Genomic DNA, 24,491 nt, shown 5'->3' with positions numbered 1-24,491 from the left:
GTCAAAAGCTGGATTCGTGCCAGCTTGTCAAATTGAAATCAATTACGGGGCAAAAGCGGCGATTTTGCTGCCTTCTCCCAGTCAGTGTTTTTCCTACACGGGGTAGGAAAATATTTCGGCTAAATGATTTACGTTTTTGCGGAAAGTTTCCTCGATGCATGAGAAAAGAGATTGGCAGGGCCGGGATGATGCAAAAATCTTCATCTAACGGACAAGGATGAGTTGGCCGCGCGGGATGTCAAAAAAGATATTCTGGCCGTACAATCAGCGTTCAATTTTTTCTGCCTATCGGAGCAAACATGCAAACCAAACCGTTCCTGTCGCTGGACGACGTCAAGAAGATCGCTGCCGGCGCTGAAGCCGAAGCCCGTGCCAACAACTGGAACGTGGCCATCTCGGTGGTCGATGACGGCGGCCACCTGCTGTGGCTGCAGCGCATGGACGGCGCCGCCCCGATCTCCTCGCAGATCGCCCCGGCCAAGGCGCGCACCGCTGCCCTGGGTCGCCGCGAAAGCAAGATCTATGAAGACATGATCAACAACGGCCGCGTCTCCTTCCTGAGCGCTCCTGGCCTGGACGGCCTGCTCGAAGGCGGCGTGCCGGTGGTGGTCGATGGCCATTACGTGGGCGCCGTCGGCGTCTCGGGCGTGAAGTCCTCGGAAGACGTGCAGATCGCCAAGGCCGGTATCGCTGCCCTGGGCCTGTAATTCCCCTCGACGCCGGCGGCCTTGGCGGCCGGCGTTCCCGCCTTGCTTGCACCCCGTTTCGGTCCCAATTCGGTGCGGTGCCGGTGCTATTGGCGCCAACTTTCGGCAATCTACGATTTGCCGGAGGGAGGCTTTTGCGCTATAATCGAGCGGTTTAGCCAATTTTATCCGCCGTAGCGCATACCCATTCCTCTTCCTCGTTCCCAACAGGCCCAGCCACGCTTCCGTACCGAATGAGTCGGGGTGTTCGCGCCGGTCAGTTTGGCGCGCAAAGGTCTACCGGTCATCCAGCCGCGGCGGTAACAATCTCAGGAGTTACCCTTGCTGCCTCTTCTTTCCGGTCCCGCGATTCCGGCCGTCCTCGCGCTCGCAGACGGGTCTGTCTTCCAAGGTTTTTCCATCGGCGCCGCAGGCAACACCACCGGTGAGGTCGTGTTCAATACCGCGATGACCGGCTACCAGGAAATCCTGACCGACCCCAGCTACAGCCGCCAGATCGTCACCCTTACCTATCCGCACATCGGCAACACGGGCGTGAACCGTGAAGACGTCGAAGCGTCGCAGATCCACGCCGCCGGCCTCATCATCAAGGACCTGCCGCGCCTGCTGTCGAACTTCCGCAGCCAGCAATCGCTGTCGGATTACCTGAAAGAAGGCAACATCGTCTCCATCGCCGGCATCGACACCCGCAAGCTGACCCGCATCCTGCGCGAGAAGGGTGCCCAGAACGGCGCCATCGTCGCCGGTGAAGCCGACATCGCGGCCGCCACCGCCAAGGCACTGGAACTGGCGCGCGCCTTCCCCGGCCTGGCCGGCATGGATCTGGCCAAGGTGGTCTCCACCAAGAAGGCCTACAACTGGACCGAGACCGAATGGCGCCTGGGCCGCGGCTATGGCCAGCAGATCACCCCGAAATTCCACGTGGTCGCCTTCGACTACGGCGTCAAGTACAACATCTTGCGCATGCTGGCCGAGCGCGGCTGCAAGGTCACCGTGCTGCCGGCGCAAGCCACTGCGGCCGAAGCGTTGGCCCTGAACCCGGACGGCATCTTCCTCTCCAACGGTCCTGGCGATCCGGAACCCTGTGATTACGCCATTGCCGCTTCCAAGGAGCTGATCGAGCGCGGTATCCCGACTTTCGGCATCTGCCTGGGTCACCAGATCATGGCCCTGGCTTCCGGTGCCAAGACCTTGAAGATGAAGTTCGGCCACCACGGTGCCAACCACCCGGTGCAGGACCTGGATTCCAAGCAGGTGATGATCACCTCGCAGAACCACGGTTTCGCCGTGGACCAGGCGACCCTGCCGGCCAATTGCCGCGTGACCCACGTGTCGCTCTTCGACGGTTCGCTGCAAGGCTTCGAGCGTACCGACAAACCTGCTTTCTGCTTCCAGGGCCACCCCGAAGCATCCCCTGGACCGCATGACATCGCTCCCCTGTTCGACAAGTTCGTGGCGATGATGGAGAAGAAACAAAATGCCTAAGCGTACTGACATCAAAAGCATCCTGATCATTGGCGCTGGCCCGATCATCATCGGCCAGGCCTGCGAATTCGACTATTCCGGCGCCCAGGCCTGCAAGGCCCTGCGTGAAGAAGGTTTCAAGGTCATCCTGGTCAACAGCAACCCGGCCACCATCATGACCGACCCGGAAATGGCTGATGCCACCTACATCGAGCCGATCACCTGGCAAGCTGTCGAGCGCATCATCGCCAAGGAAAAGCCGGACGCCATCCTGCCGACCATGGGCGGCCAGACCGCGCTGAACTGCGCGCTGGACCTGCATCGCAATGGCGTGCTGGAGAAGTACAAGGTCGAGCTGATCGGCGCGACCCCGGAAGCCATCGACAAGGCCGAAGACCGCTCCAAGTTCAAGCAGGCCATGACCAAGATCGGCCTGGGTTCGGCCCGTTCGGGCGTGTCGCACACGATGGAAGAATCGTGGGCGGTGCAGAAGACCATCGGCTTCCCGGTCATCATCCGTCCGTCCTTCACCATGGGCGGCACCGGCGGCGGTATCGCCTACAACGCCGAGGAATTCGAAACCATCTGCAAGCGCGGCCTGGAGGCTTCGCCGACGTCCGAACTGCTGATCGAAGAATCGCTGATCGGCTGGAAGGAATACGAAATGGAAGTGGTCCGCGACAAGGCGGACAACTGCATCATTGTCTGTTCCATCGAAAACCTGGACCCGATGGGCGTGCACACCGGCGACTCCATCACCGTGGCGCCGGCCCAGACGCTGACCGACAAGGAATACCAGATCATGCGTAACGCCTCGCTGGCGGTGCTGCGTGAAATCGGCGTGGATACCGGCGGCTCCAACGTGCAGTTCTCGGTCAACCCGGCCGATGGCCGCATGATCGTCATCGAAATGAACCCGCGCGTCTCGCGTTCCTCGGCACTGGCCTCCAAGGCCACCGGCTTCCCGATCGCCAAGATCGCCGCCAAGCTGGCCGTGGGCTTCACGCTCGATGAACTGCGCAACGAGATCACCGGCGGCGCGACCCCGGCGTCCTTCGAGCCGTCCATCGACTACGTCGTGACCAAGATCCCGCGCTTCACCTTCGAGAAATTCCCGCAGGCCGACAAGCACCTGACCACCCAGATGAAGTCCGTGGGTGAAGTGATGGCCATCGGTCGTAACTTCCAGGAGTCCTTCCAGAAAGCCCTGCGCGGCCTGGAAGTGGGCGTGGACGGCATGAACGAAAAGACCACCGACCGCGAACTGATCGAGAAGGAACTGGGCGAACCCGGTCCGGACCGCATCTGGTACGTGGGCGACGCCTTCGCGCAAGGCTTCTCGCTGGAAGAAGTGCATGGCCTGACCCACATCGACCCGTGGTTCCTGTCGCAGATCAAGGAGATCGTCGACATCGAACTGTGGCTGGAAAAGGATGTGGCGCTGGAGTCGCTGGACAAGGCGACCCTGTTCCAGCTGAAGCAGAAGGGCTTCTCGGATCGCCGCCTGGCCAAGCTGTTGAAGACCACCGACACCGCCGTGCGCGAGCAGCGCAAGAAGCTTAACGTGCGCCCGGTCTTCAAGCGCGTCGATACCTGCGCGGGCGAGTTCTCGACCGATACCGCCTACATGTATTCGACCTATGACGAAGAGTGCGAATCCAACCCGACCGACAAGAAGAAGATCATGGTGCTGGGCGGTGGCCCGAACCGTATCGGCCAGGGCATCGAGTTCGACTACTGCTGCGTGCACGCGGCCCTGGCGATGCGCGATGACGGTTACGAAACCATCATGGTCAACTGCAACCCGGAAACCGTCTCGACCGACTACGACACTTCCGATCGCCTGTACTTCGAGCCGGTGACGCTGGAAGACGTGCTGGAAATCGTCGACAAGGAAAAGCCGGTTGGCGTGATCGTCCAGTACGGCGGCCAGACCCCGCTGAAGCTGGCGCTGGACCTGGAAGCCAATGGCGTGCCCATCGTCGGCACCTCGCCTGACATGATCGACGCCGCTGAAGACCGCGAGCGCTTCCAGAAGCTGCTGCAGGACCTCGGCCTGCGCCAGCCGCCCAACCGTACCGCCCGTACCGAAGCCGACGCGCTGCAACTGGCGCAGGAAATCGGTTATCCGCTGGTGGTGCGCCCGTCCTACGTGCTGGGTGGCCGCGCCATGGAAATCGTCCACGAGCAGCGTGACCTGGAGCGCTACATGCGCGAAGCCGTCAAGGTTTCGCATGATTCGCCGGTGCTGCTGGACCGCTTCCTGAACGACGCCATCGAAGTGGACGTGGATTGCCTCTCCGACGGTGAACGTACCTTCATCGGCGGCGTGATGGAGCACATCGAACAGGCTGGCGTGCACTCGGGCGACTCGGCTTGCTCGCTGCCGCCGTATTCTCTGTCCAAGGAAACGATTGAAGAACTGAAGCGCCAGACCGCACTGATGGCCAAGGGCCTGAACGTGGTCGGCCTGATGAACGTGCAGTTCGCCATCCAGCAAAGTGAAGTCGATGGCAAGACCGTCGATACCGTCTTCGTGCTGGAAGTGAACCCGCGTGCATCGCGTACCGTGCCCTTCGTCTCCAAGGCGACCGGCCTGCAGCTGGCCAAGATCGCTGCACGCTGCATGGTCGGCCAGTCGCTGGACAGCCAGGGCATCAAGAACGAAGTCGTGCCGCCTTACTACAGCGTCAAGGAAGCCGTGTTCCCGTTCGTCAAGTTCCCGGGCGTGGACACCATCCTCGGCCCTGAAATGAAGTCCACCGGCGAAGTCATGGGCGTGGGCAAGACCTTCGGTGAAGCCTTCGTGAAGTCGCAGATGGGTGCTGGCGTGAAGCTGCCGAAGTCCGGCAAGGTCTTCCTGTCGGTGAAGAACAGCGACAAGCCCCGTGCCGTGCAAGTGGCGCGCGACCTGGTCGCCCTGGGCTTCTCGATTGTGGCCACCAAGGGTACGGCCGCTGCCATCAGCGCTGCCGGCATCCCCGTGGCGACCGTCAACAAGGTGGTGGAAGGCCGTCCGCACATCGTGGACATGGTCAAGAACAACGAGATCACCCTGGTGGTGAACACCGTTGAAGAAAAGCGCAACGCCATTGCCGACTCCGGAGCGATCCGTACTTCGGCGCTGGCCGCCCGCGTGACCACCTTCACCACCATCGCCGGTGCCGAAGCGGCAGTGGAAGGCATGCGCCATCTGGACGCGCTGGACGTCTACGATTTACAAGGCCTGCATAAAGCTATACACTAAACCCACAACACGTTACTTTTGCCGGCTTTAGCTTGATTGACGCCGGCAGGCAAAGAGGGCATCTGAGCAATCGATGCCCTCTCTGACTTTTGGACGACACCCTGCGGCCACAACATGTTCAATGTTGCAGGGCAGATCCGTCCGGGGACGCTAAGGACATGACGCCATCGGGCCACATGCATGTGGATTTGCGCGTGGCGTCATGTCCTTAGCGGCTCTGAGTCAGAGCGCGTGTTGTTGAAGAGCTGACGGAATCCTGCAGCAACGGTCCGTTCACCAGCCAGACTGTTCCCGTAAAAACAAGGCTTGTCCGCCAGGTTGGCGGCGCGGCTCTCTTTTTGCGTATTCAGCGGCCGGCGGACCTTGGATGCGTCTTCCGTGTAACCCTAACCTTGAGCAAGAGACTTATGAGCACAGTTCCCCTTACCAAGCGTGGCGCCGAACTTCTGAAGGAAGAATTGCACCGTTTGAAAACCAAAGACCGTCCGGAAGTCATCAATGCGATCGCCGAAGCGCGCGCGCAGGGCGACTTGTCCGAAAACGCCGAATACGAGTCCGCCAAGGAGCGCCAGGCCTTCATCGAAGGCCGTATCGCTGACCTGGAAGGCAAGCTGGGCGCGGCCCAGATCGTGGACCCGGCGGAACTGAACGCCGAAGGCCGCGTGGTCTTCGCCTCCACCGTGGACCTGGAAAACCTGGACAGCGGCGAGAAGGTGACCTACCAGATCGTAGGCCTGGACGAAGCCGACATCAAGGAATCGAAGGTCTCGGTGACTTCGCCCATCGCCCGTGCTCTGATCGGCAAGAGCGCCGGTGACGTGGTGGCCGTGGAGGCCCCCTCGGGCCTGAAGGAATACGAAATCCTGGAAGTGCGCTACGTCTGACGTAGCCTGCCGCATCCGTCTCGCTCAAGCCTGGCGGATGCGGCATTGATCCTGCCGCAATACCGACGCCGGAAATGAAAAATGCCCGCATCAGCGGGCATTCTGTTTTGTGGGCAGCAGCAAGCTGCAGCCCGGTGCGTCCAGCGACCGAAGGATCAGCCGAGCGACTTCTTGGTGCTGCGCTGGCGCGGCTTGGCTTTCTTGACCAGGCCACCGGCGGTGATGCGTTCATTGCCCTTGAGCATGACCTTGCTCACCGAAGGACGCTTGGTGGCGTGCGACTTGACGATGGTCACTTCGCGCAGGCCGCCCTTGGCACCGGCAGCGGCTTTCTTGCCTTCGTCCTTTTGCGGGCGATACAGCACCAGCAGCTTGCCGATGTGTTGTACCGGGGCCGCCTTGAGCTCGGCGCAGATGGTTTCGTAGATCGCGATGCGGGCTTCACGGTCGTCGCCGAAGACACGGACCTTGATGAGGCCGTGGGCGTTCAGGCTCTTGTCGATTTCCTTCATGACGGATTCGGTCAGGCCACTTTCGCCTACCATCACGACGGGGTTCAAGCCATGGGCCTGGGCGCGCAGTTCGCTGCGCTCGGCGGGAGTCAGATTCAACATGGGAGTGCAGGTTCGGGACGAGGTCTCGGCGATGCCAAGTTGTCCCTCAATGAGATAAAACCAGTATTCTACGCGAATGGCAAAGAACAAACTGAACAAAAACTGGTTACACGACCATATCAACGACCCTTATGTGAAGTTGGCACAGAAGGAAGGCTATCGCGCGCGTGCCGCCTACAAGCTCAAGGAAATCGATGAGGAAGAACGTCTCATCAAGCCCGGGCAGGTGATCGTCGACCTTGGCTGCACCCCGGGCAGCTGGTGCCAGTACGCCCGCAACAAGCTGGCCGGCGCTGAAGGCGGCGGCATCCATGGGACCATCATCGGTCTGGACATCCTGCCCATGGACCCGATTGCCGACGTGCACTACATCCAGGGCGATTTCCGCGAAGACGAGCCGGTACGCCAGCTCGAAGCCGTCCTGGCCGGCCGCAAGGCCGACCTGGTGCTGTCGGACATGGCGCCCAACCTGTCGGGCGTGGCCATCGCCGATGCCGCGCGGGTGGAGTACCTGATCGACCTGGCCATCGATTTTGCGCAGCTGCACATGAAACCTGGCGGCTCATTGCTGGTCAAGTGTTTCAACGGGACCGGCTACAACGAACTGGTGCACAAATTCAGGGCCGAATTCAAGACAGTGATGTCCAAGAAGCCCAAGGCCAGCCGCGACAAGTCTTCCGAAATCTTTCTGCTAGGGAAAATCCTTAAAAATCCTCGCAGCTAAATCGGTTAAAGTTGACACAGAGCGGTTCCGTTTTCTGCAATCTGGCGCAAAATCTGCTGGAAACCCGGCAATTTAGTGAATTTTCCTGCCTTGTTTTGCCTGATTTCAGCCTTATATCGATTTTTGTAAATCGTTAGTCTGGCTGAATCGCAGGCAAACGCTGGCAAGGATGTCTCCCCGCCAATCGCAATGATCATGTTCGAATGGCAAGCAATTGGCGGCTGCCGCCGTGCGTGACGCGTGTTTGTGCGTTGCGTGGTGGCACAGCGGGGCAGGGCGAGGCCAGGCGGACGGCGGTTTTCCGTGTAAGGGTGGTTGAATCCGGGTAAAATCGGACGATACAAAGGCAACGTGGCGCGCAGGCGTCGGAGGAGTTCCAGTGAACAATATGTTTTCCAAGGCTGCCATCTGGGTAGTCATCGCGCTCGTGCTGTTTATGGTCTTTAAACAGTTCGACAACCGCAGCCTGGCGACCAACGCCAAGTCGATCGCGTATTCGGACTTCATCTCCGAGGTCAAGGCCGGACACATCAAGGATGCGACCATCGAGGATCGCACCATCGTGGCGACCACCCAGGACGGCACCAAGGTCAAGACCGCGACCACCATCCTGGACCGCGGCCTGGTCGGCGACCTGCTCAACAATGGCGTGAAGTTCGACGTGCGCCAGCCGGAAGAGCAGTCCTTCCTGTCGCAAATCTTCATTTCCTGGTTCCCGATGCTGCTGTTGATCGGCGTCTGGATCTTCTTCATGCGCCAGATGCAGGGCGGCGGCAAGGGCGGCGCGTTCTCCTTCGGCAAGTCCAAGGCGCGCATGCTGGATGAAAACAGCAACTCGGTCACCTTCGCCGACGTCGCCGGTTGCGACGAAGCCAAGGAAGAAGTCCAGGAGCTGGTCGAATTCCTGCGTGACCCGACCAAGTTCCAGAAGCTGGGCGGCCGCATCCCCCACGGTGTGTTGATGGTCGGTCCCCCGGGTACCGGTAAAACCCTGCTGGCCCGTGCCATCGCTGGCGAAGCCAAGGTGCCGTTCTTCACCATTTCGGGTTCGGACTTCGTGGAAATGTTCGTCGGTGTCGGTGCCTCCCGTGTGCGCGACATGTTCGAGAACGCCAAGAAGCACGCTCCCTGCATCATCTTCATCGACGAAATCGACGCCGTCGGCCGCCATCGTGGTGCCGGCATGGGCGGCGGCAACGACGAACGCGAACAGACCCTGAACCAGATGCTGGTGGAGATGGACGGTTTCGAAGCCAACTCCGGCGTCATCGTCATCGCCGCTACCAACCGCGCCGACGTGCTGGACAAGGCGCTGCTGCGTCCGGGCCGTTTCGACCGCCAGGTGATGGTCGGCCTGCCCGACATCCGTGGCCGCGAACAGATCCTCTACGTCCACATGCGCAAGGTGCCCATCGCCCCGGACGTCAAGGCCGACATCCTGGCCCGTGGCACCCCAGGCTTCTCCGGTGCTGACCTGGCCAACCTGGTCAACGAAGCGGCCCTGTTCGCTGCGCGCCGCAACAAGCGCCTGGTGGAAATGCAGGACTTCGAGGATGCCAAGGACAAGATCGTCATGGGCCCGGAACGCAAGTCGGCCGTGATGCGCGAAGAAGAACGCCGCAACACCGCCTACCACGAGTCCGGCCACGCCGTGGTCGCCAAGCTGCTGCCCAAGGCCGATCCGGTCCACAAGGTCACCATCATGCCGCGTGGCTATGCCCTGGGCCTGACCTGGCAGCTGCCGGAACATGACCGCGTGAACATGTACAAGGACAAGATGCTGGAAGAGATCTCGATCCTCTTCGGTGGCCGTATCGCTGAAGAAATCTTCATGCACCAGATGTCCACCGGCGCCTCCAACGACTTCGAGCGCGCGACCAAGCTGGCTCGCGCCATGGTCACCCGCTACGGCATGTCCGTGACCCTGGGCACCATGGTGTATGAAGATTCGGAGCAGGATGCCTACTTCGGCCGCATGTCCTCCAAGACCGTCTCCGAAGCCACCCAGCAAAAGGTGGACGCTGAAATCCGCAGCATCCTGGACGAGCAATACGCCCTGGCTCGCCGCCTGCTGGAAGAGAACCGCGAGAAGGTCGACGTCATGGCCAAGGCCCTGCTGGAATGGGAAACGCTGGACGCCGACCAGGTCAACGACATCATGAATGGCGACGAACCGCGTCCGCCGCGCAATGGTGTTCCGGCCAAGAAGTCGTCCTCGGACAACAACCGCTCCGGCGACGTGTCGCCCAACGCCACGGCCCCGGCCTGAAGCGCGCAGCGTGAGGCGCAAGGCGTGAATGCCTGAAGCCGCAGTCCCGATGAAGGTGAGGAGAAATCCTCACCTTTTTTATTTGGCCAATGAATTTGGCAGGTGAAAAACGGTACAGCCGATGACGTCCTTGCCGGACAAAAGTGTAAAGGCGGTCCATCGGCGGTGTATCATGCTGCCGCACAGCGATGGTGCGCGGCGCAGCAGGCACATGGCCGCCCCTCGGGCAATTCATCCGCATCACCCACCACAACGATGACGCAAGCTTTCCTCAAATGCGGCAGGTTCCGCCTGCCGGTCCAGTACGGCCGCCGGCCGCTGGTCATGGGCATCCTCAACGTGACGCCCGACTCCTTCTCCGATGGTGGCCGCCATCATTCGCTGGAACTGGCCCTGACCCATGCCGAGCAGATGATTGCCGACGGTGTCGACATCATCGACATCGGTGGTGAATCCACCCGCCCGGGCATTGCACCGCTGTCGCTGCAGGAAGAGCTGGAGCGCGTCATGCCCGTGATCTACGCCCTGCGCGACTGCGGCAAGCCGCTGTCCCTGGATACCTACAAACCGGCCGTCATGCGCGAAGCGCTGGCCGCCGAGGTGGACATGATCAACGACATCAATGGTTTTCGCGCCGAGGGTGCCATCGATGCCGTCAAGGACAGCGAAGCCGGCCTGTGCGTGATGCACATGCAAGGCCAGCCCCAGACCATGCAGCAAGAACCCCGATATGACGATGTGGTCACGGAGGTGGAGCAATTCCTGCAGACCCAGGTCGACCTGATGAAGGCGGCCGGTATCGGACGTGAACGAATCTGCATCGACCCCGGTTTTGGTTTCGGCAAGACTGTAGAGCATAATCTGGCTTTGCTCAGGAATACGCGGCGACTCATCGATTCGCTGGACCTGCCGCTGTTGGCAGGCATGTCGCGCAAGTCCATGATCGGCGCGGTTACCGGCAAGCCGCTGGAGCGCCGCATGGCCGGCAGCATCGGCGCGGCGCTGGCGGCGGCACAGCAGGGCGCGATGATCATCCGCGTGCACGATGTGGCCGAAACGGTCGACGCGCTGGCCATGTGGCAGGCTGGACGCGGCGACCTGTAATGCGGGGCGCCGTACGCGTGCGAACGTGACCAAAACTTAAGCACGACAACAGATTTCATGAGAAGCAGGCCGGTATGCTCGCCGGCCCGCAAGACATCAACAAGCAACAAGCGATAAGCGATAAGCGATAAGCGATAAGGGACCAACATGGCAGGGAAATATTTCGGCACCGATGGCGTGCGCGGTCGCGTGGGCGTGGCGCCCATCACTCCTGATTTCGTCATGCGCCTGGGCTATGCTGCCGGCAAGGTGCTGGCCAAGTCCAAGGACGGCGTGGCTCGACCCACGGTACTCATCGGCAAGGACACCCGCATCTCCGGCTACATGCTCGAAGCCGCGCTGGAAGCCGGATTCGCCGCCGCCGGCGTGGACGTCTGGCTGGCCGGTCCGCTGCCCACGCCGGCCGTGGCCTACCTGACCCGCGCCCAACGCCTCTCGGCTGGTGTGGTGATTTCGGCGTCGCACAATCCCTACCACGACAACGGCATCAAGTTCTTCTCGGCCAGGGGCAACAAGCTGCCTGACCAGGTCGAGGCCGACATCGAAGCAGCGCTGGAGCAGCCCATGGAGTGCGTTCCCTCCGAGAAGCTGGGCAAGGCGCGCCGCCTGTCGGACGCGGCTGGCCGCTACATCGAATTCTGCAAGAGCACCTTCCCCAGCGCCATGGACCTGCGCGGCATGCGCCTGGTGGTGGACTGCGCCAACGGCGCGGCCTACAACATCGCACCGCATGTGTTCCACGAGCTGGGTGCGGAAGTCATCACCATCGGCAACCAGCCCGATGGCCTGAACATCAACGAGGATTGCGGCGCTACGGCCCCCAAGTCGCTGGTGGCGTCGGTGCGCGAATACCGCGCCGACCTCGGCATTGCCCTGGACGGCGATGCCGACCGTCTCATCATGGTCGATGGCAGCGGCCGCATCTACAACGGTGATGAGCTGCTCTACCTGATGGTCAAGGATCGCCTGGCCACCGGCCCGGTCGATGGCGCGGTCGGCACCCTCATGACCAACATGGCCCTGGAAGTGGCCTTCAAGAAAATGGGAGTGCCCTTCGCGCGCGCCAAAGTGGGCGACCGCTACGTGCTCGAAGTGCTGCAGGAAAAGGGCTGGCTGCTCGGCGGCGAAGGCTCCGGCCACCTGCTGGCGCTGGACAAGCACACCACCGGTGACGGCATCGTTTCGGCCCTGCAGGTGCTGTGTGCCTTGAAGCGCGCCGGCCAGACCCTGGCCCAGATGACCGGCGACATCACCCTGTATCCGCAGTCGCTGATCAATGTGAAGATTCCTGCCGGCTATGACTGGAAGTCCAATACCGCCCTGCAAGCCGAGCAGGCTGCCGTTGAAGCAGAACTGGGCGAGCGCGGCCGCGTTCTGCTGCGTCCTTCCGGCACCGAACCGCTGATTCGCGTGATGGTGGAGGCGCAGGAAGCCGAGCTGGCGCGCAGCATGGCCCAGCGCATCGCGGCCAAGGTGCTCTGAGTCAGTTGTTGCGGATCCAAGGACGATGTCAAAAGAGCTCCCTCACATCCTGATGGTCGAAGACGAACCCAGCATCGCGGAGCTGTTGCGCTTCACGATGCAGGGGGCGGGCTTTGCCACCACTATCGCCACCGACGTGGCCCAGGCACGCAAGCTGATTGCCGAGTCGCTGCCGCACGTGGTGCTGCTGGACTGGATGCTGCCCGACAGCTCCGGCCTGGTGCTGCTCTCGGAGCTGCGGCGCGACCAGCGCACGGCGGCGCTGCCGGTCATCATGCTGACCGCCAAGGGCATGGAAGAAGACAAGGTCAAGGGCTTGAATGAAGGTGCGGATGACTACGTCACCAAGCCGTTCTCGCCCAAGGAACTGGTGGCGCGCGTGCAGGCCCTGCTGCGCCGCAAGGCACCGGAAATCGGCAGCCAGGCGCTCAAATATCGCGACATCAGCATCGACGTCGAACGCCGCCAGGTGGAGGTGGCCGGCCGGCAGGTCGCGCTGGACCAGGCCGAATTCAAGCTGCTGCGTTACCTGGTGGCGCATCCGGAGCGCATCTTCTCGCGCGCCCAGTTGCTCGACAAGGTCTGGGGTGACCACACCTTCATCGAGGAACGTACCGTGGATGTGCACATCATGCGCTTGCGCAAGTCGCTGGGCGATCTGGCGCATTATGTCCAGACCGTACGCGGGATGGGTTACAAGCTCAGCGCCGAGCAGTGAGGCAGGCGGCAATTGGGCTGGACCATGAATGAAAAAGGCGATCTTCGGATCGCCTTTTTTGCGCCTGTTCAGTCCAGCGGTACGCTGCGATACCGGTTCACGTCTGATGCCGAGACGAAGCCCCCTTGGTTGCCCCAGCTGTTGCGCACATAGGAGACCAATGCCGCCACTTCCTGGTCACTCAATTGCGGACCGAAGGGCGGCATGCCGAAGGGATAGGGATTGCCTGTCGTCGAGGGCGGGAAGCCGCCATTGAGTACCGCGCGGATGGCATTGACCGGCTGCGGTCCGCCGATGGCGTGATTGCCCGCCAGCGGCGGATAGTCCGGGGCACTGCCTTGTCCCTTGCCGCCGTGGCAGTCCACGCACAACTCCCCATAGAGCTTCTTGCCCTGCTTGAGGATGCGTTCGGCCTCGGCGGGTTCCGGCTGCGCAGCGGCGCTGGCGCCCGGCAGGGGCTGCGCCGGCAGCGACTTCAGGTAGACCGCCATGGCATTGATGTCCTCATCGTCCAGATACTGCAGGCTGCGCCCGACGATTTCCGACATCGGCCCCAGCGAGGTGCCGCGCGGCGAGACGCCAGTCCTGAGCAGGGCGGTGATGTCAGCCTCGCTCCAGCTGCCCAGGCCGTGTTCGCCGCCATGCAGGGGCGGGGCATACCAGTCCAGCGCCGGGATCATGCCGCCGGCCAGGTCCAGCGGTGCGATGCTGGCCGCCACCAGGTTGCGGGCGCTGTGGCAGGCGCTGCAATGGCCGGCGCCGCGCACCAGATAGGCACCGCGATTCCATTGGGCGGAGCGCGCCGGATCAGGCTGGTAAACAGCTGGTGTGAAGAAAAATGCGCGCCATAGACCCAGCAGCGGACGCTGGTCGTAAGGGAAGCGCAACTCATGTGAACGATTGGCCTGATTCACGGGGGGCAGCGTGCGCAGCCATGCGAACAAGGCGTCACTGTCCTCGCGGCTGAGCTGGGTGAAGCTGGTGTAGGGGAAAGCCGGAAAGAGGAACCGGCCATCGCGTCCTCGTCCATGATGCAGGGCGCGCCAGAAATCGTCGGCGCTCCAGTCGCCGATGCCGGTGACTCGATCGGGCGTGATGTTGTTGGTGTAGATCGTGCCGAAGGGCGTCGCAAGGGCGCGTCCACCGGCATAGGCCGCGCCGCCGCGCGCTGTGTGGCAGGCCATGCAGTTGCCGGCCCGCGCCAGGTATTGGCCTTTGGCCAGCTGTGCCTGGCGGTCGGTCACCGGGACGATCACGCCAGGATCTTCGCTGCGCAGGCTTTGCCAGGCGATCACGCCGCCGGCCAGCGCTACCACGGCCAGCACGCTGCCCAGCAGGATGCCGACTCCCAGGCGCAAGGTCCGGTTCATCGTGTCGCTCCCGGGCTGGCAGAGGAACCCGGCATGCTGCCGCAGGCCACCGGCAGGGGCTTGGGCAGCACGCCTTGAGGTGCATAGTCGGCCGGGACCGGCTGGGAGGACAACCAGCTGCTGGCCGCATTGATTTCTTCCGGGCTCAACGCCTTGGCGATCTCGCCCATGCAATCCGGGGCCCGGGCGGTGCGTTCGCCATTGCGCCAGGCACCCAGTTGCGCATTGATGTAGTCGCGCGGCAGGCCCAGCAAGCCCGGAATGGCCGGCTGCACGCCGGTCAATCCGGCCCCGTGGCAACTGGCGCAGGCCGGGATGCCTTGGGCGGGCTTGCCCTGGCTGACCAGCAGGCGTCCGCGCTCCAGTACCGTAGCGCCCACATCGGCCGGCACCGGGGGCGGGTAGGGTGGATGCTGGTCGGCGAAGAAGAGGGCGATCTGCTGCAGGTAATCGTCAGAAAGATGGCCCAGCAGATAATTCATCATCGGATAGCGGCGCCGGCCATCGCGGAAACTCTGCAGCTGGTTCAGCAGATAGCCCTCCGGCTTGCCGGCAATGCGTGGATAGTAGCCATCGGCCGTGGCACGCCCTTCCTTGCCGTGGCAGGCGATGCAGGCGGCCATGCGTTCGGCCATGCCCGGCACGGCGCGCGGTTTCTCCGCGGGCGTCTGGGCCATGGCAGCGCCGCCCGTGATCAGTGTCCCCACGACGGCGGCTACAAGCTTCTTCATATTTTTTGTGGGCGAGCGCATCGGCCTATTGTAGTCCATGCGGGCAGCACGCTTGCGGCTTTGCAAGGCCGGGCGCAGCGGATACAATAGCGGCCTTGTTTGCCCCCGTAGCTCAGTGGATAGAGCGATCCCCTCCTAAGTCAAATTGGGCAGCGGATGCCGAAAGGCGCCGCCTGAATGGAGTCAAAGTCGGTGAACCCTGACAGCGCATGCATGGTTGTGCAGCGGCTGCTGGCAATACCGAGCCAAGCCGGTTTCTTCGGAAGCCGGAAGGTGTAGAGACTAGACGGCTCCGGCCTTCCGACCCGCCCTCCCGGGCAGGGTCCATGGCCAAGGTATAGTCCGGACTACAAACATCCGGTTACACGACGTTCATGTATCTGATGGTGGCGAAAGCCATAGTGGTATGAAGGGATAGGTCACACGTTCGATCCGTGTCGGGGGCGCCAGACAAAAGGAAACGGGCACTTCTTCGGAAGTGCCCGTTTTTTTTGTGCTGCTGCTGGCGTGGCCTCAATGTCCCTGGTTGGTATTGTCCAGGAAGCGTCGGGCGTTCTCATTTTGCGGCCGGTTTGCAGCGCCGCCAGGCGCTGCCCCCGGCGTCCCCTGCGACGTGCCCGGTACGTTCGGCGCCGCTGGCGTACTGCCCGGTGCGGCCGGGGACTGGCTGGGTGTCCAGCCGAAGAAGTTCGAGATCGCATCCACTACGGTCACGCCCACATTGGTCACCAGGCCGTTGTTGGGAGTGAAGTTGTCGTAGTAGGGCTCGCCATCGATGAAGCGGATGCCCTCCGGTACCGGCAGGTCGAACTGCGGCACACCCTTGAGTGCCTTGGCCATGTAGTCGACCCAGATCGGCAGCGCCAGCTGTGCACCGAATTCCTTGCTGCCCAGGCTCTTGGGCTGGTCATAGCCCATCCAGGCCACGGTGGCCAGGGTACGCTGGTAGCCGGCGAACCAACCATCGACGGCGTCATTGGTGGTACCGGTCTTGCCGGCCAGGTCGGTGCGGCCGATGCTGTTGCTGCGCGCGCCGGTACCGCCCTGGGCCACCGCCTTGAGCATGCTGGTCATCATGTAGCTGTTGCGCTCCGAGACGACGCGCGGTGCGCCATTGCCCACGATCAGCGGTTCCGCCTTGGACAGCACCTTGCCGCGTGCATCGGTGATCTGCGAGATCAGGTAGGGCTGGATCTTGTAGCCGCCGTTGGCAAACACCGAGTAGGCCGCCGAGAGCTGCAGCGGATTGGTCTGGCCCGCACCCAGTGCCATGGGCAGGTAGGGCGGGACCTTGTCGGCATCGAAACCATAGGTGCCGGTGATGAAGTCCTTGGCGTAAGGGACGCCGATATAGTCCAGCGTGCGGATGGCCACCAGGTTCACCGACTTCTGCAGGGCAGTGCGTACCGTGATGGGGCCGGCCGGGGTTTCGTCATCCTTGGGTTCCCAGTTCGGCTGGCCGGGGCCGGCCGGATAGGAAACCGGGGCATCGTTGACGATGGAGGCCGGTGCAAAACCCTTCTCCAATGCAGCCGAATAGATGAAGGGCTTGAAGGTCGAACCCGGCTGGCGCCAGGCTTGCGTGACGTGGTTGAAATTGTTCTGGGTGAAGTCGAAGCCACCGACCAGGGCGCGGATGGCACCATCCTGCGGCACCACCGAGACCAGCGCCGCTTCCACCTGCGGCAGTTGTACCACCTGCCAGTTCTGCTTGGCATCCTGCATCACGCGGATCAGGGCACCGGGCGCGATGCGGATCTCCTTCTTGGCCTTCTCCGACAGGGCCGATGCCACGAAGCGCAGGGCTTCGCCCTTGATGCTGATCTTGTCGCCGCTGCGCAGCACCGCATCGATCTGCTTGGGGCTGGCGGCCACCACCACGGCGGCCAGGATGTCGTCGTTGTCGGGGTGGTCGTCCATGACGTCGTCGATGGCCGAGGCGCGGTCTTCGGCATTGGCCGGCAGTTCGATGGTTTCTTCCGGGCCGCGATAGCCGTGGCGGCGGTCGTAATCCATCACGCCCTTGCGCACGGCCTGGTAGGCTGCCTGCTGGTCGGCCGCATTGACGGTGGTGTAGACGTTGAAGCCTTGGGTGTAGGTGTCTTCCTTGTACTGGGCGTACACCATCTGGCGCACCATTTCGTTCACGTATTCGGCGTGAATGCTGTACTGGCTGCCCGGGGCGCGTACCTTCAGTTCTTCCTTGGCGGCCTTTTCATATTGCGCCTTGGTGATGAAACCCACCTCCATCATGCGCTGCAGGATGTATTGCTGGCGGATATGCGCACGCTTGGGGTTGACGATGGGGTTGTAGGCCGAGGGCGCCTTGGGCAGGCCGGCCAGCATGGCGGCTTCGGCCAGGGAGATGTCCTTGAGGTCCTTGCCGAAGTAGGTGCGGGCCGCGGCGGCGAAGCCGAAGGCGCGCTGGCCCAGGTAGATCTGGTTCATGTAGACCTCCAGGATCTGGTCCTTGGTCAGTGCATGTTCGATCTTGTTGGCCAGCAGCACTTCATAGAGCTTGCGGGAGAAGGTTTTTTCCTTGGTCAGGAAGACGTTGCGCGCCACCTGCATGGTGATGGTGCTGGCGCCCTGGGAGGCACTGCCGCGCAGCACGTCGGTGGCCAGTGCGCGGGCGATGCCGATCCAGTCGATGCCGCCGTGCTCGTAGAAGCGATAGTCCTCGATGGCCAGCACGGCATTCTTCATGTCGGCCGGGATGTCTTCCAGTTTGACCAGGCTGCGCTTTTCTTCACCAAATTCACCGAGCAGGACCTTGTCCTCGGACCAGATGCGCAGCGGTACCTTGGGCCGGTAATCGGTGATCAGGTCCAGTGAGGGGAGCCGCGGATTGATGAAGATCAGTGCATACACCACCAGCAGGGCACCGGCGACACCCAGGCCGAGGATGGAAAGACCGATGAACTTGGCGATGTTGGGATTGAGGAAGCCGCGCTGGCGGCGCAGGTCCGGCAAAGAGGAAAAAGGCATGGGATGAGCGGGAATCGGAATGCGCTATCTTACCGCATCGCACCGCCGGGCCGGGGGGCGGGGCACGGCCAATGCTTAACCAGTTGTAACATGGCTCCCGCACGACGAGGAATGTCGAGCTTTTGTCGTTATTTTTCATCATTCCCGTTGCCAAAGTGCAAGCCGGGACAGTTTCGGGCTATCGGAAGGCGGCGGTGGGCGCGTTAAACCAGCATTTGTGCGGCGCAGTCGGTACAATGCCGCTCTCGCGCTTTTTCCTGCATCAAGCGCCTTTCGCATTCATCCTGCGCGGCTTGGGCCGACGCATTCACGCAGATCACGCACGCTATGGCAGTCATTTCCCTCTCCGACGCACAACTGGCCTTCGGCCACGTCGCCCTCCTGGATCACGCCGAATTCTCGCTGGAGACCGGCGAACGCATCGGCCTGATCGGCCGCAACGGCACCGGCAAATCCTCGCTGCTGAAGATCATCGCCGGCCGCTCCAAGCTGGATGATGGCCTGCTGGTGATGCAGCAGAACCTGAAGATCGCCTACGTCGACCAGGAACCGCATTTCCCGGAAGAGATGACGGTCTTCGACGCCGTGGCCTCCGGCCTGGGCGAGCTGCCGGCGCTCTTGGCCGAATACGAAGCCATCACCGGCCAGTTCGGCGGCGACAATGACGACGCCCTGCTGGAGCGCATGCACCAGATCCAGACCGTGCTGGATGCGGCCGATGCCTGGTCCATCGGCAACAAGGTCGAGACTACCCTGGACAAGCTGAACCTGAACCGCGAGGCCCGCATCGGCGAGCTCTCCGGCGGCATGAAGAAGCGCGTGGCGCTGGCCTGCGGGCTGGTGGGCAACCCCGACGTGCTGCTGCTGGACGAACCGACCAACCACCTCGACTTCGGCTCCATCCTGTGGCTGGAAGGCCTGCTGCGCGACTTCAAGGGCAGCATCCTCTTCATCACCCACGATCGCAGCTTCCTGGACAACGTCTCCACCCGCATCATCGAACTGGATCGCGGCAAGATTCTTTCCTTCCCCGGCAACTTCACCACCTACCAGGCCCGCAAGGCCGAGCTGCTGGCCAATGAGGAAGTGGAAAACGCCAAGTTCGACAAATTCCTGGCGCAGGAAGAAGTCTGGATCCGCAAGGGCGTGCAGGCCCGCCGCACCCGCGACGAAGGTCGCGTGCGCCGACTGGAGGCGCTGCGCGTGCAACGCAGCGAGCGCCGCGAGCGCCAGGGTCAGGTCAAGCTCGAAGTGGGGACGGGTGAACGTTCCGGCAAGATCGTGGCGGAACTGGAAAACGTCAACAAGGCCTACGGCCCCAAGACCATCGTGCGCGACTTCAGCAGCATCCTCATGCGCGGCGACAAGGTCGGCCTGATCGGCCAGAACGGCGCCGGCAAGACCACCTTGCTCAAGCTGATCCTGGGCGAGGAAGCGCCCGACAGCGGCACCGTCAAGCAGGGCACCAAGATGCAGGTCGCGTATTTCGACCAGATGCGCGCGCAGTTGAATGAAGAAACCACCCTGGCCGATACCATCGCGCCGGGCAGCGACTGGGTGGAAGTCAACGGCCAGCGCAAGCACGTGATGACCTACCTGTCGGACTTCCTGTTTGCCCCCGAACGCGCCCGTTCGCCGGTGCGCACGCTTTCCGGTGGCGAACGCAACCGCCTGCTGCTGGCGCGCCTGTTCGCCAAGCCGGCCAACGTGCTGGTGCTGGACGAACCGACCAACGACTTGGATATCGATACCCTCGAACTGCTGGAAGAACTGCTGGAAGAGTACGAAGGGACCGTCTTCCTGGTCAGCCACGACCGCATGTTCCTGGACAACGTGGTCACGCAGGTGATCGCCTCCGAAGGCAATGGCGTCTGGCGTGAATACGTGGGCGGTTACTCCGACTGGGAGCGCCAGCGTCCGGCCCAGTCTGCCACCTCCTCCAAGGCGGCAGCCAAGGCGGCCGACAAGAACGAGGTCAAGGCCGAATCGACCATGGCCGCCCCGGCCGCTGCCCCTGCACCGGCCAAGAAGAAGCTGAGCTACAAGGAACAGCGCGAGCTGGAAGAACTGCCCAAGCGCATCGCCGCGCTGGAAGCGGAGCAGAAGGAATTGTCGGCAAAACTGGCCGATCCGGACCTCTACAAGAAGGGGGCCGATGAAGCCGTCAAGCTGAACCAGCGCTTCGCCGAGATCGACGAAGAACTGCTGGTGAGCCTGGAGCGTTGGGAAGAAATCGAAGGCAAGCAGTAAGCCCGTGCGGGCTGTTCAGCTCGGCTTGCGCAGTGCTTCGCGCAGGTCGGGCAGCATCTCGCGCAGGTTGGGCGCGTCCTCGGCATGGGGACGCAGGGCCAGGTAGGCTTCCAGGTCTTCCAGCGCCGCCTGCGCCTGGCCGAGGTTGGCGTAGGCCAGGCCACGGTCGCGCTTCTCGGTGATTTCCTCGGGCAGCAGGATCACCAGTCTCTCCTGCACATCCAGCACTTGTTGCCAACGCTGGCTTTCCATGAAGATGGCCTTGAGGTTGCGCAGCATGCGCGCCAGGATCTCGCGCGGATGGGCCGCGCGCAGGTAGGCTGCCAGCGGCAGTTCATCACCGAAATCTTCCTCGGGCTGATGGGCCAGATAGGGTTCCAGCCGCTCTTCCAGTTCCTGTCGCGACAGGCTTGCGCCATTCATGGGATCGAGCACGATTTCACCGGATTGCACCGACAGCTTCATCAGGAAGTGACCCGGGAAGGAAACCCCCTTCATTTCCAGGCCGATGTGCTGGGCCAGTTCGATATAGACCACCGCCAGCGAGATCGGGATGCCGCGCCGCGTCGAGATGACGCGGTGGATGTAGCTGTTGTCGGGATCGTAGTAATTGTTGACGTTGCCGGCGAAGGCCATTTCCTGGAAGAAGAAATGGTTCAGCATGCGCAGCTTCTGGATCTGCGAGGCATCCGATGGGAGGCGCTGCTTGAGCTTGGCGGCCAGGGTGTCGAGCGCCATCTCTTCCTCGGCAAAATCCATTTCCGGATAAAAATCCTGTCCCAGCGTCAAGGCAGATTCGAACAGTGGAATCGAATCGTCCTGGCGCACCAGCGAAGCAAAATAGTCGAGGGAGGTGAGCGTCATGTCACCCATGCTATCAAAATATTGCGCGCTGCGTCAGGTCTGCCGGACAGGGAATGAAATTTCTTGTTCCAGGCCGCTCGTTGCTTGTGTTCAAGCGGCCTGCAAGGCGGCTCAGCGGCGCGCGATGCGCTTGAATTCACGCAGGCGGAAGCCCATCGCGAACAAGGGGCCGAAATAGGCCGCCGCACAGACAGCCAGCACCAGCAGCAGCGCCCCGATGCGCAGTACCGGATGGGCGCGCAGGGCGACCCAGTCGAAGTGGCCGGAAATCCACAGCGCCACACCGGCCATCACCAGCAGCGCGCCGGTCAGGCGCACCAGGAACATGCCCCAGCCCGGACGCGGAACGTAGATCTGGCGGCGGCGCAGGCCGATGTACAGGCACAGGGCATTGAGGCAGGCCCCCAGGCCGATCGACAAGGCCAGGCCGGCGTGCGAGAACATGGGCACGAAGACGCTGTTCATGAGCTGGGTGGCGATGAGCACGCCCACGGCGATGATGACGGGGGTGCGGATATCCTGCTTGGCATAGAAGCCGGGGGCCAGGATCTTCACCACGATCAAGCCGATCAGGCCCACGCCATAGGCCACCAGGGCGTGGCCGACCATGGTCACCGACAGCGCATCGAAGCGGCCATAGTGGAACAGGGTGGCCGTGAGCGGCTCGGAGAGCGTGGCCAGCCCCACGGCCGAGGGCATGGCCAGCATGAAGGTCAGGCGCAGGCCCCAGTCCAGCAGGGCGGAATATTCCTCCATGTCTTCGGCGGCATGGGCGTTGGACAAGCTGGGCAGCAGGATGGTACCCAGCGCCACGCCCAGCAGGGCGGTGGGGAATTCCATCAGGCGGTCGGCATAGCTGAGCCAGGAAACGCTGCCGTGCTCAAGACGAGAGGCGATATTGGTATTGATCATCAGGCTGATCTGCGCGGCCGAGACGGCAAAGACGGCGGGCCCCATTTTCTTGAGCACCCGTTTGACGCCATCGTCGCGCAGGCCCAGCAGCGGGTTCCAGTACAGGCGCGGCAGCATGCCGATCTTGATCAACGCCGGCACCTGGATGGCCACCTGCAGGATGCCGCCCACCAGCACCGCGAAAGCCATCGCATAGATGGGCTGTTCCATGAAGGGAGCCACGAAGAGCGATGCCACGATGAAGGAGATGTTGAGCAGCACCGAAGTGACCGCCGGGATCTTGAATTCCTTCCAGGTATTGAGGATGCCGCCGGCCAGCGCCACGAAGGCCATGAAGCCGATGTAGGGGAACATGATACGGGTCATCAGCACCGAGGCGTTGAAGGCGTCCGGGTTGTATTGCAGCCCGGTGGCGATGAAATAGACCACGAACGGGGTGGCGGCGATGCCGGCCACGCAGGTGATCAACATGACCCACATCAGGGCCGTGGCCACGTGGTCGACCAGGTGCTTGGTTTCCTCCAGGCCGCGGCGGTTCTTGTATTCAGCCAGGATGGGCACGAAGGCCTGCGAAAAGGCGCCTTCGGCGAAGAGCCGGCGCAGCAGGTTGGGGATGCGGAAGGCGATGTTGAAGGCGTCGGTGTAGGCGGACGCGCCAAAGGCGCGGGCGAACAGGATTTCCCGGGCCAGCCCGGTGATGCGCGAGAGCATCGTCATGCCGGAGATGGCGGCGAGGGTTTTATGCAGATTCATGGAGCGGCATTATAGCGGTGGGCAGCGGTGCTTTTGCTGCAATGGCAAGGATTGGTGCGGGAGCACGACAGGGGCGGGGCAGGCCCCGGATGCAGGTCCTTCGGAGACGATATGAAGGAAAGGACATGCCCCTGCTGCTCGGCGCGATAGACCCGATGTCGTGGCTACAGGTTCGGTAGCAGGCGTGAATTTCCTTGCGGAAATCCGGGCCGGTGCGGTGGCATCGCAACGGATGGCACAGTGTTTACAGCAGAAGCGGACAAGTTGATTGCCTTGTCACGGGAATCTCGTTATAATCCGATGCTTTACAGAATTTGGCATCGCGAGTCCTCGGGGTTTGCGGCGCAAACGACTCTCGATTTAGGATAATTTTCATGGCAAATACCGCACAGGCACGTAAGCGTGCTCGTCAAGCAGTCAAGCAAAACGCTCACAACTCGAGCCAGCGCTCGACCCTGCGCACCGCAATCAAGGCAGTTCGCAAGGCCATCGCCGCCGGCGACAAGGCTGCAGCAACCTCCGTGTTCCAATCTTCCGTGTCGACCATCGACAGCATCGCCGACAAGAAGATCATTCACAAGAACAAGGCCGCTCGCCACAAGAGCCGCCTGGCTGCTGCCCTGAAGGCCCTGGCTGCTTAATTGCTCCTGGCTTGAACTGAAGCGCGGCCTGGCCCGCTTCAGGCTGCAGTACAAGAAAACCGCTTGATTCCAAGCGGTTTTTTGCGTTTGGGGCGGCTTTTTGCCGCCTTCCCCAGCGTCATGGCCAGATAACGGGCCGGAGCCAGAGGCCGCAGCCCGGACGGCTTATTGGGGTAAGCCTTCAATCTTGGTGCCGGGTTTGATGTTCTTCTGCTTGAACCAGCCCTTGTTCATCTCCAGCGCATAGACCGCCGCACGTTTGGCACAGTGCGAATCCAGGGTCTGTTCCTTCATTTCCTCGATGTTGATGATCACGCCTTTTTCATCCATGAAGGCCACCGACAGCGGAATCAGCGTATTTTTCATCCACATGCAGACCCCGGCCGGCTGGCCGAAGAGGAACAGCATGCCCTCGTTGTCGCCCATCTTTTCGCGGAACATCAGGCCTTGCTCGCGCTCGGCCTCGGTCTGGGCCACTTCAGCCTTGATCAGGTGGATGCCGATGTTGAGCTGGGTGGTGGCAAACTTGCGCACCTGCGGCGTCTGCGCGCCGGCGGTGGACAGGCAGCCGACGGCCAGGAGGGCGACGGTGCCATGCATGAAGAAACGGGAAAGTCGGGAAAATCGGGAAAGTGAAGATTGGCGCATGTTGTTTATCAATCGGGATTCGGATCGGGCAGGATAGCAGCAGCGGGGCAGGGCGTGTGCAGCGGGAGTGCGCTGGCGGGCGTGGATGGCCATGGCGCGCCTCGCCTGAACCGTGCGGACA

Annotated in this window: 18 protein-coding genes; 11 read left to right on the top strand and 7 right to left on the bottom strand. The window is 62.3% G+C overall.

Going from position 1 to position 24,491, the window contains the following annotated elements; genetic code table 11:
- The first annotated feature begins 299 nt into the window (after positions 1 to 299).
- From CEJ45_RS15675 to greA, 4 genes are all read left to right on the top strand, one after another.
- A complete protein-coding gene (locus CEJ45_RS15675; protein ID WP_008326828.1) occupies positions 300 to 707 on the top strand; it encodes a GlcG/HbpS family heme-binding protein in 408 nt (135 codons plus the stop codon).
- Positions 708 to 1,028: 321 nt separating this feature from the next.
- On the top strand, positions 1,029 to 2,192 hold the full coding sequence (carA, locus tag CEJ45_RS15670; RefSeq protein ID WP_058894666.1) for a glutamine-hydrolyzing carbamoyl-phosphate synthase small subunit: 1,164 nt from the start codon (positions 1,029 to 1,031) through the stop codon (positions 2,190 to 2,192).
- Positions 2,185 to 5,418: a carbamoyl-phosphate synthase large subunit gene (gene carB, locus CEJ45_RS15665; RefSeq protein ID WP_088756004.1), complete on the top strand. Its 3,234-nt coding sequence runs from the start codon at positions 2,185 to 2,187 to the stop codon at positions 5,416 to 5,418. The genes carA and carB overlap by 8 nt, the downstream gene beginning before the upstream one ends.
- A gap of 407 nt (positions 5,419 to 5,825) precedes the next feature.
- Positions 5,826 to 6,302, top strand: coding sequence for a transcription elongation factor GreA (greA, locus tag CEJ45_RS15660; RefSeq protein WP_013233401.1), 477 nt, complete (start codon positions 5,826 to 5,828; stop codon positions 6,300 to 6,302).
- A gap of 155 nt (positions 6,303 to 6,457) precedes the next feature.
- Here greA and yhbY read toward each other — a convergent pair whose 3' ends face one another.
- Complete coding sequence (gene yhbY, locus CEJ45_RS15655) at positions 6,458 to 6,916, bottom strand: ribosome assembly RNA-binding protein YhbY (RefSeq protein WP_034340366.1); 459 nt, start codon at positions 6,914 to 6,916, stop codon at positions 6,458 to 6,460.
- Positions 6,917 to 6,992: 76 nt separating this feature from the next.
- Between yhbY and CEJ45_RS15650 the strand changes: the two genes are divergently transcribed.
- The 5 genes from CEJ45_RS15650 (at position 6,993) to CEJ45_RS15630 (ending at position 13,213) form a co-directional block, all read left to right on the top strand.
- The gene (locus CEJ45_RS15650) at positions 6,993 to 7,640 is read left to right on the top strand and encodes an RlmE family RNA methyltransferase (RefSeq protein ID WP_088756003.1); all 648 of its coding nucleotides are present in this window, start codon (positions 6,993 to 6,995) and stop codon (positions 7,638 to 7,640) included.
- Between the two features lie 379 nt (positions 7,641 to 8,019).
- Positions 8,020 to 9,909 (top strand): ATP-dependent zinc metalloprotease FtsH, encoded by a 1,890-nt coding sequence (ftsH, locus tag CEJ45_RS15645; RefSeq protein WP_088756002.1) that lies wholly within the window; start codon positions 8,020 to 8,022, stop codon positions 9,907 to 9,909.
- A gap of 255 nt (positions 9,910 to 10,164) precedes the next feature.
- The gene (gene folP / locus CEJ45_RS15640; protein WP_088756001.1) at positions 10,165 to 11,013 is read left to right on the top strand and encodes a dihydropteroate synthase; all 849 of its coding nucleotides are present in this window, start codon (positions 10,165 to 10,167) and stop codon (positions 11,011 to 11,013) included.
- A gap of 147 nt (positions 11,014 to 11,160) precedes the next feature.
- Positions 11,161 to 12,495, top strand: a complete 1,335-nt coding sequence (glmM, locus tag CEJ45_RS15635; RefSeq protein ID WP_088756000.1) for a phosphoglucosamine mutase — start codon at positions 11,161 to 11,163, stop codon at positions 12,493 to 12,495.
- Positions 12,496 to 12,520: 25 nt separating this feature from the next.
- Positions 12,521 to 13,213, top strand: a complete 693-nt coding sequence (locus CEJ45_RS15630; RefSeq protein WP_088755999.1) for a winged helix-turn-helix domain-containing protein — start codon at positions 12,521 to 12,523, stop codon at positions 13,211 to 13,213.
- 68 nt (positions 13,214 to 13,281) lie between these two features.
- Here CEJ45_RS15630 and CEJ45_RS15625 read toward each other — a convergent pair whose 3' ends face one another.
- The 3 genes from CEJ45_RS15625 to CEJ45_RS15615 all read right to left on the bottom strand — a co-directional run bounded on the left by CEJ45_RS15625 (position 13,282) and on the right by CEJ45_RS15615 (position 18,302).
- A complete protein-coding gene (locus CEJ45_RS15625) occupies positions 13,282 to 14,583 on the bottom strand; it encodes a c-type cytochrome (protein ID WP_088755998.1) in 1,302 nt (433 codons plus the stop codon).
- The gene (locus CEJ45_RS15620) at positions 14,580 to 15,314 is read right to left on the bottom strand and encodes a c-type cytochrome (RefSeq protein WP_420913301.1); all 735 of its coding nucleotides are present in this window, start codon (positions 15,312 to 15,314) and stop codon (positions 14,580 to 14,582) included. Before CEJ45_RS15620 ends, CEJ45_RS15625 begins: the two co-directional genes overlap by 4 nt.
- Positions 15,315 to 15,827: 513 nt before the next feature.
- A complete protein-coding gene (locus CEJ45_RS15615; RefSeq protein ID WP_088755996.1) occupies positions 15,828 to 18,302 on the bottom strand; it encodes a penicillin-binding protein 1A in 2,475 nt (824 codons plus the stop codon).
- Between the two features lie 327 nt (positions 18,303 to 18,629).
- Between CEJ45_RS15615 and CEJ45_RS15610 the strand changes: the two genes are divergently transcribed.
- Entirely contained in the window at positions 18,630 to 20,552 is a 1,923-nt protein-coding gene (locus tag CEJ45_RS15610; RefSeq protein ID WP_088755995.1) for an ATP-binding cassette domain-containing protein, read from the top strand.
- Between the two features lie 15 nt (positions 20,553 to 20,567).
- Here the strand turns inward: CEJ45_RS15610 and CEJ45_RS15605 are convergent, their stop codons facing one another.
- Positions 20,568 to 21,416, bottom strand: coding sequence for a SirB1 family protein (locus CEJ45_RS15605; RefSeq protein WP_088756035.1), 849 nt, complete (start codon positions 21,414 to 21,416; stop codon positions 20,568 to 20,570).
- Positions 21,417 to 21,527: 111 nt separating this feature from the next.
- The gene (gene murJ / locus CEJ45_RS15600; RefSeq protein ID WP_088755994.1) at positions 21,528 to 23,081 is read right to left on the bottom strand and encodes a murein biosynthesis integral membrane protein MurJ; all 1,554 of its coding nucleotides are present in this window, start codon (positions 23,079 to 23,081) and stop codon (positions 21,528 to 21,530) included.
- A gap of 374 nt (positions 23,082 to 23,455) precedes the next feature.
- Here murJ and rpsT point away from each other — a divergent pair, with 374 nt between their 5' ends.
- Complete coding sequence (gene rpsT / locus CEJ45_RS15595) at positions 23,456 to 23,722, top strand: 30S ribosomal protein S20 (RefSeq protein WP_006463174.1); 267 nt, start codon at positions 23,456 to 23,458, stop codon at positions 23,720 to 23,722.
- A gap of 165 nt (positions 23,723 to 23,887) precedes the next feature.
- Here the strand turns inward: rpsT and CEJ45_RS15590 are convergent, their stop codons facing one another.
- Positions 23,888 to 24,370, bottom strand: a complete 483-nt coding sequence (locus CEJ45_RS15590; RefSeq protein ID WP_088755993.1) for a DUF192 domain-containing protein — start codon at positions 24,368 to 24,370, stop codon at positions 23,888 to 23,890.
- Positions 24,371 to 24,491: the final 121 nt, after the last annotated feature.

This window comes from Herbaspirillum aquaticum, from assembly GCF_002213425.1.
Classification (GTDB): Bacteria; Pseudomonadota; Gammaproteobacteria; order Burkholderiales; family Burkholderiaceae_D; genus Herbaspirillum; species Herbaspirillum aquaticum.
This window is presented reverse-complemented; position numbering and strand designations above follow the sequence as displayed.

What these genes read in the sequence shown, in the direction of transcription:
- rpsT (WP_006463174.1), top strand. Translation starts at nt 23,456, where the DNA reads ATGGCAAATACCGCACAGGCACGTAAGCGTGCTCGTCAAGCAGTCAAG.
- glmM (WP_088756000.1), top strand. Translation starts at nt 11,161, where the DNA reads ATGGCAGGGAAATATTTCGGCACCGATGGCGTGCGCGGTCGCGTGGGC.
- CEJ45_RS15610 (WP_088755995.1), top strand. Translation starts at nt 18,630, where the DNA reads ATGGCAGTCATTTCCCTCTCCGACGCACAACTGGCCTTCGGCCACGTC.
- CEJ45_RS15675 (WP_008326828.1), top strand. Translation starts at nt 300, where the DNA reads ATGCAAACCAAACCGTTCCTGTCGCTGGACGACGTCAAGAAGATCGCT.
- CEJ45_RS15650 (WP_088756003.1), top strand. Translation starts at nt 6,993, where the DNA reads ATGGCAAAGAACAAACTGAACAAAAACTGGTTACACGACCATATCAAC.
- CEJ45_RS15605 (WP_088756035.1), bottom strand. Translation starts at nt 21,416, where the DNA reads ATGACGCTCACCTCCCTCGACTATTTTGCTTCGCTGGTGCGCCAGGAC.
- CEJ45_RS15590 (WP_088755993.1), bottom strand. Translation starts at nt 24,370, where the DNA reads ATGCGCCAATCTTCACTTTCCCGATTTTCCCGACTTTCCCGTTTCTTC.
- greA (WP_013233401.1), top strand. Translation starts at nt 5,826, where the DNA reads ATGAGCACAGTTCCCCTTACCAAGCGTGGCGCCGAACTTCTGAAGGAA.
- murJ (WP_088755994.1), bottom strand. Translation starts at nt 23,081, where the DNA reads ATGAATCTGCATAAAACCCTCGCCGCCATCTCCGGCATGACGATGCTC.
- CEJ45_RS15615 (WP_088755996.1), bottom strand. Translation starts at nt 18,302, where the DNA reads ATGCCTTTTTCCTCTTTGCCGGACCTGCGCCGCCAGCGCGGCTTCCTC.
- folP (WP_088756001.1), top strand. Translation starts at nt 10,165, where the DNA reads ATGACGCAAGCTTTCCTCAAATGCGGCAGGTTCCGCCTGCCGGTCCAG.
- yhbY (WP_034340366.1), bottom strand. Translation starts at nt 6,916, where the DNA reads ATGTTGAATCTGACTCCCGCCGAGCGCAGCGAACTGCGCGCCCAGGCC.
- CEJ45_RS15625 (WP_088755998.1), bottom strand. Translation starts at nt 14,583, where the DNA reads ATGAACCGGACCTTGCGCCTGGGAGTCGGCATCCTGCTGGGCAGCGTG.
- CEJ45_RS15630 (WP_088755999.1), top strand. Translation starts at nt 12,521, where the DNA reads ATGTCAAAAGAGCTCCCTCACATCCTGATGGTCGAAGACGAACCCAGC.
- carB (WP_088756004.1), top strand. Translation starts at nt 2,185, where the DNA reads ATGCCTAAGCGTACTGACATCAAAAGCATCCTGATCATTGGCGCTGGC.
- CEJ45_RS15620 (WP_420913301.1), bottom strand. Translation starts at nt 15,314, where the DNA reads ATGAAGAAGCTTGTAGCCGCCGTCGTGGGGACACTGATCACGGGCGGC.